Raw genomic sequence first — 13,432 nt, 5'->3', positions numbered from 1 at the left:
AAAAGCTTGGGCCTGGTGTGTTACTGAAAACGAGAGCTCTTCCTGTCGTGGCTCCGCATGACAGCGTTTACGTCGCCTGCGAAATGCTGGGCCCCCAGCGCCTCACCATCATTGAAACAAGCATCGCGTCGAAAACAATAACGGAGTGGAACCGCTTGTTCCGCTGGGTGCGCCTGTGGGGTGGTGCCGCGCTAAGATCACGTCCCGTGCTTTCGGATGGTTTCTGGCGGGTTATAAGAATTGGATTAGCAGGTCTGATTCTTGCGGCGGCGGTCGCGGGCCTGGCGCTCGGCGACGCCTGGCTCTGGGTGGCCGTCGAATGGTCGCCGCCGGCCTATGCGGGGCTCTACGAGCGCGGCGGGTTCGACACTCTGACGACCGGTGCGCTGCTCGTGGCCGCCCTGGTGAAGGCCGCGCTCCTGTGGCTGATCCTGCGTGCCCCCGCGCCTGGACCGCTGGACCGCGGAGAGAAGGCGCTGCGCCGGCTGCTGTACCTGGCGGTGGTGTACGCCATGCTGTGGTACCCGATCGCGTTGCTTCCCGACGTGGTGGACGCGGCATTCCAGCTCGCGCTGTGGACCGCGGTCTACGTCCTCTATCTGCTCGTCATCCGCTGGCGGTCCCGCATGCTGCGTGTGGCGGCCGCCGTGATATTCGCGGTCGACCTGGCCGGGACGGCCAACGAACTGCTCGACGAACTCGACCTACCAGAGTTCGGATCGGGCGACATCTTCGTACTGGTTCTGCTACTGAGCGGGGTGACGGCGATCATCATCACGGTCGTCGGGCAGCGGCGCGACGGCCGGTGGAGCCGGGGCACGCAGGCAGCCGGGTGGTTGTCGGTGGGCGTCTACGTGCTGGCGATCGCGTTCAGTTTTCTCTTCGTGCGGATCTTCAGCGACGGCCATCTGGCGATGCTGGTCATGATGGACGCGCTGGGGCTCGTCAGCACCGTGTGGCTCGCGGCGACCGCCCGGGAAATGCCCACCGAGAACCGCCCGGTGGACCTTCCGCCCGCGCGGCGGCGCGTGCTCCGCGTCGCGGTGGCGGCCGTGGTCGTACTGCCGATCATCGCACTGATCCCCCCGGAGCGGACCGCGCACCTCACCTACACCGGCTGGTCGATGGACTGCTACGACCGGCCCAGCTTCGGCGACCTGAAACCTGCGGAACGCGACGCCGCGTTCCTGTGCCGGGCGCGGAGCACAGAGGCCGGAGTCGCGCCCATGTTCCCGGACAGCCTGGCGGACCAGGAGGTCCTCGCGTACGGGCGGGCGCTGTGCCGGGCAAAGGACCGCGACGAGCAGGAGGCGATCCTGACGCGGGCCGGGAGCGCGCGGCCCGCCTGGGGCGCGGACCCGTGGGATCTCGTCTACGTCTGCCCGGAGATCATCGGGGCGACCCGTCCGGAACTGCTGCGGTCCTCCAGGGAGACGAAGGAGGCGAACGCCGCCTACATCGCCGAGCAGAACGCGAGGTGCCGCGACCCGTGGCCCCGCAAGAAGGGTGTCGTCCAGGCGACGGCCAACTACTTCCTGTTCGTCGACGGCGATCATGGCTATCTGGTCCACGACCCCAGGGACGAAGCGGCCGACAAGGCGGCGGAGCAGGCGATCGACAAGCTCTACGACGACCGCGCCCTCGTCGGGGTGGCCGGCAGCGCGGTGCTCGTCGGGCACCTTGAAGACGTCTCCGACGTGTGCCTTACGGTGAAGGCCTTCCGCACCGCGCCGCCACGGCGGACGGCCGGGTGGGATCAGGTCACCGAGGTGCCGATCGTCAGCCGCAGCGGCCGGCTCACCGTGCCGGAGAAGGGCGAGGGCGGAGACGTGGGCGCGGGTGCCCCGATGCCGAACCTGGCGATCAGGGGGAAGGGCCGCTACCGGCTCCGTGTCTACGTGCGGGTCGGCGACGCAGGGGAGGAGCACCTGGTCGTCGTGTTCCCGGGTACGTCGAGGAAGAGGCTCAAGCTGAAGCAGTGAGCTCGTCGGGACTGACTATTCGTGGGGGCAGGTCGTGAGGCGTAAGACTCCGCACCCGGTCGTACGGAACCGCCTTCAACGCAGGGTGACTTGATTCCCGGGGTGAGACGATGACCGCCATGTCGAGAATCGAGTTCTCCTACGGAGTGCCAAAGCATGGATGGGCTGTCGTCACCATTGTTCACGAGAATCGTGAAGCCAGGATGGTCGTGTCCTATGTGACGGATGCTCTCCGGGATCTCCTGTACGGCCTGGTGCGGATCACTCAGGGGGATGACTTCCGCTTCTCCTGGGATGACGAGCCCACCGAGTATCGATGGGTATTCGCACATGAGGGCGGTGCGGTACGGCTGCGCATTCTTACGTTCATAGACAGGATGAGGCCGGAGCCGGACGAGGCGGGGCGGGAGGTCTTCGCACTCCTGTGCGAGGTGGGTCCGCTTGTGAGGGCGGTGGTCCGGTCAGTGAGGCGGCTGCTGTCCGAGATGGGCGAGGAGGAGTACGCCCGGCAGTGGGGAGGCCAAGCCTTTCCATCGCGCGAGCTGAATGTCCTGGAATCTTGGCTCAAAGATCACTGAACCAGATCGACTTCAGACGTCAGGAGGAACAGCAGGCCGGTCAGATCTTCGCCTTGGGGCACGCGAGTGCAGGCTCCGCGTGCGATGAGCTGTTCGGTGATCTCCCAGATCAGCTCGTGGGAGATGATCGCCTGTGTAGGTGGGCAAGCAATGCCGATCATGGCGTGCGGGGACGACGAATTCGGAGCGGGTCACGCCTTCGTTTTTCCCTAAGGACGATCCATGGTGCCCGAGGACTTCCCCGGCCGCTACTCCAGCGGGGATAGGCAGCCATGCCACGTCCAGCGAATCAGCGTACGACTTGATAAGGAATCTCATCCGGAACAGGTTCCTTGAACGAGTCGCCGTCTCGTAATTCCGTTTGAACTTGCTGGTCCATTTTTCGCTCACTACCTTGTGACCGTCCGGAATACAGGCGCCGGATGTGCGACATATGGCGATGAGAAACCGGGGTTTCCCATGCATGCGATTCGTATCAGCGAGTACGGCGGTTCCGAGGTCATGAGCTGGGCCGAGTTGCCCGATCCTGTGCCTCGGCCGGGAGAGGTGCTCGTCCGGCTCGGTGTCGCCGGGGTGAATTACCTGGATGTCGGGGCCCGGACGGGGCCGGCTCCTGGCTGGGCGATGCCCGCGATCCTGGGGGTCGAGGGCATGGGGTACGTGTCCGCCCTCGGTGACGGCGTGCGGGACTTCGCCGTCGGTGACAGGGTCGCCTGGTATTACCGTCCGGGCAGCTACGCGGAGCGACTCGCCATCCCGGCGGAGTCGCTGGTGCGGGTGCCCGAGGAGGTGGAGGACGAGACGGCGGCGGCGGTCATGATGCAGGGGCTCACCGCCAACCATCTCACCACCGAGACCTACCGGATCAGGCCGGGTGACACGGCGGTGGTGCACGCCGCCGCCGGTGGCGTGGGGCTCATGCTGACCCAGATGATCAAGGCGAGGGGTGGCGTCGTCGTCGGCCTGGTCTCGCGGGAGGAGAAGGTGCGGGTCGCGAAGGAGGCCGGGGCCGATCAGGTCATGGTCTCCAGCGGTGGCGGCTTCGAGGAGCGGGTGCGGGAAGTGGTCGGCGGCGAGGGCGCGCACGTGGTGTACGACGGCGGCGGGGCGCCGACGTTCCGATCGTCGCAGGCGGTTCTGCGCCGACACGGTGTGCACGCCTTCTACGGTCCCCTCATGGGTGTTCCCTCGCTCACCCCGACGGAGTTGCCCAACAGCATCCTGCTGTCCCATCCACTCGTCCGCGATCATGTGCCCACCCGGGAGGCGCTGCTCGCGCGTACGGCTGAGGTGTTCGACTTCGTCAGGAAGGGGCTGCTCAGGCCGATGATCGGCGGGCGCTACGCCCTCGCCGACGCGGCACGGGCGCACACGGACCTCGAATCCCGCCGCACCGTGGGGAAACTGCTGCTGCTGCCCTGAACGGATGACCGGAGAATCAACCGGCCAGGGGGATCGCCGCCCGCAACCGGGTGATCCACCAGTCGATCGCGGTACGCAGATGGCTGGAGTCCCCGGTGGACAGCATGATCGACACACCGCCCTGGATGGCGGCGAGCAGTGCGGCGGCGCTCTCGTCGGCGTCGACGGACATGGGGAGCAGGCCGTTTCGCTGCAATGCCCTGATCCCGCCGGCGAGTTTCTCCTGCCATCGTCTCAGGAACTCGATGACGACCGCCTGCGCGCCTGGCGTGTTACGTCCGACCTGCAAGAACAGCGAGTACAGCGGGCACTGGTCGCCCTGCGACTCGTAGCGCTCCACGAGGGTGTCCCGCCAGCGGTACCAGGCGTCCCAGGTGTCGAGGCGGCCCAGACGCGGCAGCTGATCGTTCAGTATCTGGTCCGCCTCGTACCGCGCGACCGCGAGCAGCAAGGCGTCCTTGCCTTCGGGAAAGTAGTGGAAGAGCTGGCTCTTGCTGGTGCCGGTTCGCGATCGGATGTCGTCCAAGGTGACGTCGGCGACCCCCTTCTCCCGGAGGATCTCGGCGGCGCCTTCGATGATGCGCGCCCGGGTGGCCTGCCCTTTCGGCGTCAGCACACGTTGCATGGCCTCGCTCCCCGCCTTGCTGCACTTGGCGGTCCACTTTAGTGCGCTTCGGCCGATGGCGATCAGCCCTCACCGGACGGAGGCAGGGCGGAAGTCCCGGAGGTGGTGGCGCTGGATGTGTGCATGGAACGCTGACATGCAGTCGGACAGGAACCGGGCGGTGGCGGGCACGGTGACCGTGCCCGTCTCGTCGATCAAGCCTTGGGTGAACTGGATATAGGCCTCCGGCTGGGCCAGCACCGGCGGGGGGCTTGAGTCTCCAGCATGATCACCCGAGCGGCCGGCCAAGGCCTTGTTCATGGCCGAGCAGACCGCTCTTCTCGCTTCGGTCCAGTGAGGATTCCTCAGGTGGGCCGGAAAGGGGAGAGGCCAAGCCGTTCCGCTGCGCGGCCCGCTGCAGGCGGGCGGTCAGCGTGCGGAGGTGGTCCACCAGTTCGGGCGGCTCGCGGACGTCGAACTCGAAGCCGAACGCGGCGACCCACACCGCGAGGTGGTCGAGGCTGTCCGAGCCGATGCGCAGGATGCAGGTACGGTCGTCGACGGGTTCGACCACCCCGAGCGTGGGCGGCACCTCCTCGGCCACTTCCGCGGCCGAGCCGTGCATGGTGAGCACCGCCCGGTAGCGGTGGCCGTTCGCGGGCGTCCGCATGGCGAAGTAGTCCACCAGGTCCCCGGCGGGCAGCGACCTCGGGAGGAACCGGGGGCCGGTGGGGACGCGCGTCGACAACCTGTCGGCCCGGAACCTCCGCCAGTCCGAGGCGCCGGTGTCCCAGGCGAAGAGATACCAGCGCCGCCCGTTCTGTACCAGTCTGTACGGTTCCACATCCCGTACGCTCGCGGAGTCGTCATGCGAGACGTAGTCGAAGCGCAGCCGTTGGTGGTCACGCACCGCCGAGGCGATCGCGATCAGCGTCGACGGGTCGGCCGTCGAACCGGGCATCGGCAAGATCACCATGGCCGAGCTGAGCGTGTCCACCTGGTGGCGCAACCGTGCGGGCAGCACCTGGTCCAGCTTGGCCAGCGCCCGCACGGAGGTCTCGCCGATGCCCGTGATCGCGCCGCCGGCCGCCGTGCGCAGCCCGACCGCCACCGCGACCGCCTCCTCGTCGTCGAGCAGCAAAGGGGGCAGGGACGCGCCGGCGCCCAGCTGGTAGCCGCCCCCGACGCCGCCGATCGCGTTGATCGGATAGCCCAGAGTGCGCAGTTTGTCGACATCGCGCCGAACGGTTCTGGGACTCACGCCGAGACGCTCGGCCAGCTCCTTCCCCGACCAGTCGCGGTGGATCTGGAGCAACGCGAGCAGGCGGAGCAGCCGGGCCGAGGTTTCCAACACACGATGATGCTGGCACCGATCGCGGTCAGAACATGACCGCGACAGGTCTCATCCGAGGCTCTCGAAGAACCGCCGCACGTCCTCGGCGAACACCTCAGGCTCCTCCATGGCGAAGAAATGACCGCTTTCGTCCTTCTGTGACCAGTGCACGATGGCGTGGTCGCGCTCCGCGTAGGGCCGGATGGCGTACTCATGCGATCCGGCGAGCAGCACGCCCGTGGGTACGGTGCCGCGCGGCTTCGGCACCCAGGCCATCGGGTCGTTCATCTGCTCGTAGTAGATCTGGGCCGAGGAGCCCGCGGTGCCCGTCAGCCAGTAGATGCTGACGTTGGTCAGGAACCGGTCGCGGTCGATGGGAGCCCCGGCCCACCGGTGGAAGATCTCGGCGATCCAGGCCAGTTGCCCGGCAGGGGAGTCGGTCAGGCCGAACGCGAGCGTCTGCGGCGAACGCGACTGGATGGAGACGTAGCCGGAGGTGGCCTCCTCCAGGTCCGCCGAGCGCCGGCGCTCGATCTCGGACAGCCGCGCGTCCTCTTCCTCGATCCCCGCCGGGAACGACAGGACGCCGTTGAGGTGAATGCCGACGACGCGCTCGGGGGCGAGGTGGCCCATCTCCGGGGCGACGAACGCGCCGGTGTCGCCGCCCTGAACGCCGTACCTCTCATACCCGAGCACGGCCATGAGCTCGACGAACGCCCCGGCCATCCGCGCGGCCGTCCAGCCGGGCGTGGCCGGCGGCGACGAGAACGCGAACCCGGGAAGCGAGGGGATCACCAGATGGAACTCCTTGGTCAACGGCTCGATCACGTCGAGGAACTCGACGAACGAGCCGGGCCAGCCGTGCAGGAGCAGCAACGGCAGCGCGCCGGGATCATCAGAACGGATGTGGACGAAATGGATGGTCTGCTCGTCGATGACGGTCGTGAACTGCGGCAGCTCGTTCAGCCTGCGCTCCTGCGCCCGCCAGTCGAAGCCCGTGAGCCAGTATTCGACCAGTTCCCTGGTGTACGCCACCGGCGTGCCCCGGCTCCACCCGGTCCCGGGCAGTTCCGCGGGCCAGCGGGTCCGGGCCAGCCGGTCCCGGAGAGCGTCGAGCTCGGCCTGCGGCACGTCGATACGGAAGGGGATCACGGAGGTGTTCTCGGTCATGAGCGTGACCGTAGGATGAATCGCGGTCAGGTCGCGTCCGCCGGTCACGCATGATCGAAGGTCCCGTGAGGCGGCGGTGGGCGCGCCGGCTCTCAACGGCCGGTGACCCCTTCAGCCGCCCGGAGGTGCAGTGTCCACACGTGAGGAGCCGGCGCCACCGAGGACGAGGGCTCTGACACGGACGAGGCTGTGCTGGGCGAGTGCCGCGCTGCTGTCGCTCCTTCCGCATGGCGGGTTGCTGATCGCCGACTGGGGGGTGCGGATCTGCGCCTATCCGGACACCGAAGGCGGGCACGCCGGTCGTTACGTGCTCGGCCTGGGGTTCGGCGCTCTGGCCACGCTCCTGCCTTTCGGGTTGATGGTGTCGGCGGTGGTCGTACGGCGCGTGTCGTACAGCACGGGCCGCCTGCTGGCGTGGCTGGCGGCCGGGGGAGCGGTCATGACGGCGGCCTACTACGCGCTCTCGGTCTTCGCCTTCTTCTTCCCTTACTGTCCTTCGGGCTCGCAGGGGCTTGTGTTCGTGCTTCTCCTCTACGGCGGCATAGCCGGGCTCATCCTCATCGCCGGTACGTCCGCGCGCCGGGACCAGGTGACGCCTGAGCGATCAGGGGCGCAGCATGCGGGCGGGGCGGGTGGCGTACAGGAAGAGCAGGAGGAGGGCGGAGCCGAGCAGGGCGGCGCAGTACCACAGCGGTGAGAGGCCGAAGGCGAGCTCGCCCTGCGGGCCGGTGCCGAACAGGCCGTCAGGGTACAGGGGGAGGGCGAAGCCCCAGGCCTGGCCAGGCTCGGTGGGGAGCGCGCCGGCCACGGCGATCAAGGTCAGGGTCAGGATTGTGGCGTGGACCAGGCGCTTGGTGCGGTGCAGGACGGCGGCCAGGATGAGCAGCGCGGGGGCGCCGACCCCGACGAGCAGGTCGAGGGCGAGCCAGGACAGGGCCGCCGTGTCGCCGGCGATGCCGAGGAGGTAGCTCTGGATCGGGCCGCTGGGGCCGATCCAGAACGGCATGCCGTGCGCGAGGTTGACGGCCGCGGGGATCAGCGGGAGGGCGATCGCCAGCGCGGGCAGCGGCCACCGCCGGGACGGCGCGCTGACGGGTGGCGACTTGGCCGGCCACGGGCGCGGGCCGGTCAGCTCGTGCGCGGAACGGGCCGCCCAGACCAGCCCGAAGACGCTGAGCGCCCGGAGCAGCGACAGGGCCACGAGGGTGTACGACACCTCGCCGTAGGCGAACGTCACATACGACGAGGGGTGCAGTAACGACGTGACCAGGGAGACGATGCCCATCCACACGGTGGCACGGGCCCAGCGGGGATCTCTTGCCTGGGCCACCAGGATCGGCACCACCCACGCCACCTCGAGCAGGCCGTCCAGCCTGACCAGGCTGAGAACCTGCGCGAAGGCTTCGAGCCCGAGGCTGTGGGAGAGGGTGAGACCGAATCCGGCCACCGCCTCGATCGTCCCGGTGACGAGCATGAATCCGGATCTCTGTGGAGATCAAATGAGGGTACTCTGCCGGACGTGCGGCAATTGATCAGGTCTCGTGGGGTATGGCTCGGGCTTTTGGCTGCCTTGGCGGCGGCGGCGATTGTTGTGTTCGTACGTTCCCGCCGGCACTCGACCGGTCCGGTCCGGCCCAGCGAAACTCCGGCACCGGTGGAACAGTGGCCTCCCACGCCCATTCTCGGCGCCCCCACCGCAGAGGACCTCAGCCGCTTCGCCGCCAGGCCTTCCGTTCTCGACCGTCCCGGGTTCATCAAGTTCTTCGAGCCCCGCGAGCCGAGAGAGCCGCTTGAGGAGCCCGTCCGACGCCGCCTGCTCCGCTGGGGCGTGGCCGGGTTCGCGCTGGTCCTGCTCGTTGCCGGCACTCAGATGCTGGAATCCGTGGTCTTCTCCAAAGAAACGGCGACGGTCGTCCGCGAAGAGCCTTACTCGGACGTTCCGAATGGCGATCGCCTTCCTCAACCCGTCACGAATGAGGAACCGCCGGACGCCGACGAGGACTGCAACCCCAAGAGCACCAGTCCGCGCGTTCGCAAGATCAGCACGAAGGTGACGAAAGCGGTCAACCGGCAATGGCGGCGGATCGAGACCTGGCTGAAGACCAACGCACCCGCGACGTATCGCACGCTCGGCGAACCGGGGGACGCCAAGGCCATCGCCGCGGCGGAGGCGCGCATGGGCCTGCGGTTCCCCGACCCTCTGCGGGCCTCACTGCTGCGCCACGACGGGGCCGAATCTTCGGAGAACACCTGGGCCTTCGGCTTCCTGGGCCACTCGAACTTGAGCGTCCGGCAGATCCGTGACGAATGGACGTCTCTCTGCCAGATCGACGGGGAGGACGAGGTGTTCTCCGATCCGCGAGCGGAATGGTGGGACGGGAGAATGATTCCGTTCGCCGCTGACGGAGTGGGTAACGACCTGGTGATCGACTCGCTGATGCGCGATGTCGGGGAGACCGATCATGAGGGCACCATGGGTTTCACGCCCGGAGAGGTCCGGATCCGCTCGTACTACGCCCTGCTGAAGAGCACCGCCGACGCCATGGAGAACGGCGGCTCCGTCGGCCGTTGGCGGCCCCGGGCGGTCGGCGGTGAGCTCGAATGGGACGTCACCGAGGCGGACCACAGCCGGTGACACGTCGATTCAGCGGGAGACCACGTCGGCGCCTCGCGAATGGACGCTGCGCGGGGCCGAGCCGGACGAGGTGTTCCGACGAGGTGTTCCCCGGCCTGCTCGACGCCGTCGTCACCGCCGAGCGGTCATCCGTCCGAGGGCTCGACCACCAGGGTGTTCTGGCAGGCGGTCAGCAGCCACCGCCCGTCCTCCTTCGCCATGACGAACAGCGGTGAGCCCGCGTTCGTCCCGTCGGAAGTCCGGTACACCTGACGGATCTTCACGGCGGCGACGTCGGGCCGGATGAACAGCACGTGCTCGATCTCGAACGTGACCGTCGACCCCTGCATCCCGCCGGGAAGCACCTGATGGGTGAAGGCCGAGATCGCGTCGCGGCCGAAGAGACGCTTGCCGTGGCCCGTCGTCCAGATGGCGTCGGCGTGGAAGAGGGCGAGGAACTCGTCGGGGAGCTCGTGATTCTGCGCGTGCTCGACCGTGGCGACCACCTGCCTGATCGCTGCGAGGTCGTGGTCGTGGTCGAGGTCGGTCGCGGAGGCCGGCTGTGTCGTCGTCATGGAGATGACGGTAGAACCCCAAGTCGACTTGAGGTCAACCCGGCTGATCGGCCGCGTCCTGGCCGCCGGGAACCCACCACTGCTCGCCGTCGAACGTCGATGCCCGGGTGGTCGGCGGCTTTCCAGGAGACTGGGGAAAGATACTCCCCTTGTTATCCCTGCGCCCTATTTGCGTGGCTATCGCGGCGAGGTCTTCGGGGGAATACAGGGTACGCGCGCCGGAAATGGAGAGCCCTGCGGCGGCTGCCAGTGTTCTCAGCCGGTACGGTTCGGGACGGATGAATTCTCTGCCATATGCGATGATTAATCGTATTTGGCGTTGTATGTCCTGCTTTTGCGTGGCCAGTTCGCTCAGTCTGGCCAGCACCGGGTCGTCCAGCACCGAGGCTCGCGCGGCCAGTAACAGCTCGCCGACCAGAGTGCGGCGTTGCTCGTGCGCCGTCTTGAAACGCTCCGCGAACTGCTCCTCTCCCTCGTCCCAGCTGCGCACGGGCGTGGGGGTCAGGATCTTGGCCAGCTCCCTTGCGATCTCTTCCATGGGGAAGAGCTTTCACCGAAGAGTGCGGAAAGTGCAAATTTGTGCGGGCGTCGTGAGAGGAAGTAGCTACCTCTGGGGTGGATGAATCCTCTACCCGCGTAGAGATTTCTACCTCTGGGCGGTTTTTATGATCCTAAGGCGGGACATTGAGCGCCGAGGAATGCTGATCTTGTGCGATTCTCAAATCGCGCGCATGCGGCGTGGGCTGCTCAGTGAATGAGCGGCCCTTCTGTTGGAGGCAGAAAGGCCGCTCGCACGGTTAGCCACGAATTCAACGAAGGAAAACCGCATGAAGAGACTACTAGGACAACGCCCCGAGCCGGAAGCGAAGTATGCAGAGGAGAAGGAGCCGATCCCACAGCGCTGGGTCGTCATCCTCGTCACGTCCGCCGTGGGCGGAGCGATGGTGGGAAACACCGCCGGGGCCCTTCCCTGGGGGCTCACGACGACGATCGCCATCATCGGGCTCCTCCATTCCGTGATGCGATGACCCGCCGCCATCGGAAGCCGGCCGCGGCTCGGGGTGAGCGGTCACACCACCTGGACCAGGTGCTTCCCGCGGACGCCGCCGGCCTCCAGCGCGCGGTGCGCGCCGGCGATGTCGTCGAGGGGGCGCACCGTGTCCACGACCGGGCGCAGTGCCCCGCTCTCCACCAGGTCGGCCAGGTCGCTGAAGAGCCGGTGGGTGGGGTTGCCGCTGAAGAACCGCACGCGGCGGGAGCCGTACACCGTGGACGCCAGGACGTAGGCGATCGACGTGACCATCCGGCGGGTGTCGAACGTGATCGACACCATCCGCCCGCCCGGCGCCAGCAGGCGGCGGTAGGCGCTCATGTCGGTGCCCGCGGAGTCGAAGATGACATCGAACGGGCCATCCCGAAGCAGGTCGGCAGGGCCGGTGGTGGCGTAGTCCAACGCCTCGTCGGCGCCGAGGTCCCGTACCAGGTCGAGGTTCTTGGCCCCGGCCAGCGCGGTGACGTGCGCGCCCCAGGCCCGGCCGAGCTGGACGGCGACGTAGCCGATTCCGCCGCTCGCACCCCGTACGAGCAGACGCTCGCCCGCCTTCAGGCGGGCCTTGTCGCGCAGCGCGGTGATCGCGGTCGTGCCGGCGGGCAGCGCGGCGGCCTCAACCAGGTCGAGGCCGGCCGGGACGAGGGCGACCTGCCGGGGGCGGACCACCACGAACTCGGCGGCGCTGCCGAAGGCCCCGCGCGGCAACGCTCCCCACACGCGGTCGCCCACCTTGAGCCCGGGGTGGGGGGAGCCGAGGGCGGCGATCTCGCCGGAGAAGTCGATACCCGCCCGCTGCGGGAACTTCCGGCCCGTCACCAGCTTCAGCTTGCCGGCCCGGCCCGCGACCTCGCCGCCGTTGACGCTGGTGGCATGGACCCGCACCAGCACCTCGCCGGGACCGGCGACCGGCCTCGGCAGCGTGCTCACGTAGAGCACCTCGGGTGGGCCGTATTCGGCGAACATCGCCGCACGCATCTCGCTCATCGTCATCCCGTCCATAGAGGCGTATCCCGAGGTCACGGGCGCTATGACTGCCAAGCTAACCGACAAAACGGACGAGGTCGTCCACTTAGCTCGATGTGAGAAATGTTGCCGCCGGTCGCTCTCGGATAGAAGATCGCGGGTTTACTCGTTGGCGCATCGCGGAGGGCGGGCGTAGCTTTCGTGAGATGGGAACCCTTGAGATCGCCTGCGACGAGTCCGGTTCCGAGGGGGAGAAGCTCATCGGGGGCAACACGGAGGTCTTCGCGCATGCCGGCGTGCTGCTGAGCGAGGAGGCGGCGGCCGAGTGCATCAGGGAGACGCGCGATCGGATCCGTTCCCCCGCCACGGAGTACAAAGCCAACCATCTCCTGCGCAGCAAGCACCGCGCGGTTCTGGTGTGGCTGCTCGCGCCGACGGGGCCGATCTACGGGCGGGCGCGCGTCTACCTCGCCGACAAGGCGTTCTTCGCCGTACAGAAGATCTTCGAGATCGCGTACGACGGTCCGCGCGGGCAGGCGCCGGCCGTCGAGCTCTACCGCACCGGGCCCGCTGCGTTCGGGCGGGAGCGGTGGACGGCGTTCCTGGAGACGTTCAACGAGGTGATGCGCGGCAGGGTGGACCCCGAGGCGTTCGATCTCGTCGTGGCGAGCCTGGCCGGGATGGGGGGACGCGCCGGGGAGATCGTCGGGTCGCTCGGCGGGCTGCCGGCGCGGCGGGGGGCGATTCCGCTGCTCGACCCGCTGATTCCGGCCATCGTCCAGGCCGTGGCGCACTGGGGGGAGGGGACACGGCCCGTTTCGATCATGCATGACCAGCACAACGGGTTGACGGAGGAGCGGATCGCGCACATCCGGCGGGTGGCGCCGCTGGCCGGGTTGCGGCTGGCGGACTCGTTCTACGAGCCGCGCGTCCAGGTGGCCGACTTCCTGGCGGGGGTGGCCAGGAAGATCGCGGAGGAGGAGCTCAACGGCCGGGGCGACACGGAGCTGGTCCAGCTGCTGCGGCCGTATGTGGATCCGGCGTCGGCGTGGGGGGACGAGCGGAGCTGGGCGTCTCTCGGGCTGGGGCAGGTCGCGGTGTGACGGTGTACGCGACAGCGGTTAAGGAGGCGTGCGCCTC

Annotated in this window: 15 protein-coding genes; 6 read left to right on the top strand and 9 right to left on the bottom strand. The window is 68.0% G+C overall.

Annotated features, from left to right (window positions below; translation table 11 throughout):
- Positions 1 to 47 precede the first annotated feature (47 nt).
- Positions 48 to 1,982: a hypothetical protein gene (locus tag ACIBQX_RS34790; RefSeq protein ID WP_397012120.1), complete on the top strand. Its 1,935-nt coding sequence runs from the start codon at positions 48 to 50 to the stop codon at positions 1,980 to 1,982.
- A gap of 119 nt (positions 1,983 to 2,101) precedes the next feature.
- A complete protein-coding gene (locus ACIBQX_RS34785) occupies positions 2,102 to 2,560 on the top strand; it encodes a hypothetical protein (protein WP_397012118.1) in 459 nt (152 codons plus the stop codon).
- On the opposite strand, the gene ACIBQX_RS34780 is transcribed toward ACIBQX_RS34785, so the two are convergent.
- A complete protein-coding gene (locus ACIBQX_RS34780) occupies positions 2,554 to 2,721 on the bottom strand; it encodes a hypothetical protein (protein ID WP_397012116.1) in 168 nt (55 codons plus the stop codon). The two genes, ACIBQX_RS34785 and ACIBQX_RS34780, sit on opposite strands and share 7 nt — an antisense overlap.
- Before the next feature lie 298 nt (positions 2,722 to 3,019).
- On the opposite strand from ACIBQX_RS34780, the gene ACIBQX_RS34775 reads away from it, so the two are divergent.
- Complete coding sequence (locus ACIBQX_RS34775) at positions 3,020 to 3,982, top strand: quinone oxidoreductase family protein (RefSeq protein WP_397012114.1); 963 nt, start codon at positions 3,020 to 3,022, stop codon at positions 3,980 to 3,982.
- Positions 3,983 to 3,998: 16 nt separating this feature from the next.
- Here the strand turns inward: ACIBQX_RS34775 and ACIBQX_RS34770 are convergent, their stop codons facing one another.
- The 4 genes from ACIBQX_RS34770 to ACIBQX_RS34755 form a co-directional block, all read right to left on the bottom strand.
- A complete protein-coding gene (locus ACIBQX_RS34770; protein WP_397012112.1) occupies positions 3,999 to 4,607 on the bottom strand; it encodes a TetR/AcrR family transcriptional regulator in 609 nt (202 codons plus the stop codon).
- 69 nt (positions 4,608 to 4,676) lie between these two features.
- Positions 4,677 to 4,847 carry a hypothetical protein gene (locus ACIBQX_RS34765; RefSeq protein ID WP_397012110.1) on the bottom strand — a complete coding sequence of 57 codons (171 nt, stop codon included), beginning with the start codon at positions 4,845 to 4,847 and terminating at the stop codon, positions 4,677 to 4,679.
- 28 nt (positions 4,848 to 4,875) lie between these two features.
- Positions 4,876 to 5,940 (bottom strand): helix-turn-helix transcriptional regulator, encoded by a 1,065-nt coding sequence (locus ACIBQX_RS34760; RefSeq protein ID WP_397012108.1) that lies wholly within the window; start codon positions 5,938 to 5,940, stop codon positions 4,876 to 4,878.
- Positions 5,941 to 5,988: 48 nt separating this feature from the next.
- Positions 5,989 to 7,089 (bottom strand): epoxide hydrolase family protein, encoded by a 1,101-nt coding sequence (locus tag ACIBQX_RS34755; protein ID WP_397012106.1) that lies wholly within the window; start codon positions 7,087 to 7,089, stop codon positions 5,989 to 5,991.
- Positions 7,090 to 7,219: 130 nt separating this feature from the next.
- On the opposite strand from ACIBQX_RS34755, the gene ACIBQX_RS34750 reads away from it, so the two are divergent.
- A complete protein-coding gene (locus ACIBQX_RS34750; RefSeq protein ID WP_397012104.1) occupies positions 7,220 to 7,786 on the top strand; it encodes a hypothetical protein in 567 nt (188 codons plus the stop codon).
- Here ACIBQX_RS34750 and ACIBQX_RS34745 read toward each other — a convergent pair.
- Positions 7,694 to 8,563: a hypothetical protein gene (locus ACIBQX_RS34745; protein WP_397012102.1), complete on the bottom strand. Its 870-nt coding sequence runs from the start codon at positions 8,561 to 8,563 to the stop codon at positions 7,694 to 7,696. The two genes, ACIBQX_RS34750 and ACIBQX_RS34745, sit on opposite strands and share 93 nt — an antisense overlap.
- A 45-nt stretch (positions 8,564 to 8,608) precedes the next feature.
- Between ACIBQX_RS34745 and ACIBQX_RS34740 the strand changes: the two genes are divergently transcribed.
- On the top strand, positions 8,609 to 9,724 hold the full coding sequence (locus ACIBQX_RS34740; RefSeq protein ID WP_397012100.1) for an SMI1/KNR4 family protein: 1,116 nt from the start codon (positions 8,609 to 8,611) through the stop codon (positions 9,722 to 9,724).
- 125 nt (positions 9,725 to 9,849) lie between these two features.
- Here the strand turns inward: ACIBQX_RS34740 and ACIBQX_RS34735 are convergent, their stop codons facing one another.
- The 3 genes from ACIBQX_RS34735 to ACIBQX_RS34725 all read right to left on the bottom strand — a co-directional run bounded on the left by ACIBQX_RS34735 (position 9,850) and on the right by ACIBQX_RS34725 (position 12,304).
- Positions 9,850 to 10,278, bottom strand: a complete 429-nt coding sequence (locus ACIBQX_RS34735) for an SgcJ/EcaC family oxidoreductase (protein ID WP_397012098.1) — start codon at positions 10,276 to 10,278, stop codon at positions 9,850 to 9,852.
- Positions 10,279 to 10,312: 34 nt separating this feature from the next.
- Positions 10,313 to 10,816: a hypothetical protein gene (locus ACIBQX_RS34730; protein WP_397012096.1), complete on the bottom strand. Its 504-nt coding sequence runs from the start codon at positions 10,814 to 10,816 to the stop codon at positions 10,313 to 10,315.
- 531 nt (positions 10,817 to 11,347) lie between these two features.
- Positions 11,348 to 12,304: an NAD(P)-dependent alcohol dehydrogenase gene (locus tag ACIBQX_RS34725; RefSeq protein WP_397012242.1), complete on the bottom strand. Its 957-nt coding sequence runs from the start codon at positions 12,302 to 12,304 to the stop codon at positions 11,348 to 11,350.
- 194 nt (positions 12,305 to 12,498) lie between these two features.
- Between ACIBQX_RS34725 and ACIBQX_RS34720 the strand changes: the two genes are divergently transcribed.
- Positions 12,499 to 13,395, top strand: coding sequence for a hypothetical protein (locus tag ACIBQX_RS34720; protein WP_397012094.1), 897 nt, complete (start codon positions 12,499 to 12,501; stop codon positions 13,393 to 13,395).
- Positions 13,396 to 13,432 lie beyond the last annotated feature (37 nt).

It is taken from the genome of Nonomuraea sp. NPDC049714, from assembly GCF_044465295.1.
In the GTDB taxonomy this organism is placed as follows: domain Bacteria; phylum Actinomycetota; class Actinomycetes; order Streptosporangiales; family Streptosporangiaceae; genus Nonomuraea.
Note: the sequence above shows the minus strand (reverse complement) of the source record. Positions and strands in the feature narration are given on the sequence as shown.

What these genes read in the sequence shown, in the direction of transcription:
- ACIBQX_RS34785 (WP_397012118.1), top strand. Translation starts at nt 2,102, where the DNA reads ATGTCGAGAATCGAGTTCTCCTACGGAGTGCCAAAGCATGGATGGGCT.
- ACIBQX_RS34780 (WP_397012116.1), bottom strand. Translation starts at nt 2,721, where the DNA reads ATGATCGGCATTGCTTGCCCACCTACACAGGCGATCATCTCCCACGAG.
- ACIBQX_RS34775 (WP_397012114.1), top strand. Translation starts at nt 3,020, where the DNA reads ATGCATGCGATTCGTATCAGCGAGTACGGCGGTTCCGAGGTCATGAGC.
- ACIBQX_RS34770 (WP_397012112.1), bottom strand. Translation starts at nt 4,607, where the DNA reads ATGCAACGTGTGCTGACGCCGAAAGGGCAGGCCACCCGGGCGCGCATC.
- ACIBQX_RS34755 (WP_397012106.1), bottom strand. Translation starts at nt 7,089, where the DNA reads ATGACCGAGAACACCTCCGTGATCCCCTTCCGTATCGACGTGCCGCAG.
- ACIBQX_RS34745 (WP_397012102.1), bottom strand. Translation starts at nt 8,563, where the DNA reads ATGCTCGTCACCGGGACGATCGAGGCGGTGGCCGGATTCGGTCTCACC.
- ACIBQX_RS34735 (WP_397012098.1), bottom strand. Translation starts at nt 10,278, where the DNA reads ATGACGACGACACAGCCGGCCTCCGCGACCGACCTCGACCACGACCAC.
- ACIBQX_RS34730 (WP_397012096.1), bottom strand. Translation starts at nt 10,816, where the DNA reads ATGGAAGAGATCGCAAGGGAGCTGGCCAAGATCCTGACCCCCACGCCC.
- ACIBQX_RS34725 (WP_397012242.1), bottom strand. Translation starts at nt 12,304, where the DNA reads ATGCGTGCGGCGATGTTCGCCGAATACGGCCCACCCGAGGTGCTCTAC.
- ACIBQX_RS34720 (WP_397012094.1), top strand. Translation starts at nt 12,499, where the DNA reads ATGGGAACCCTTGAGATCGCCTGCGACGAGTCCGGTTCCGAGGGGGAG.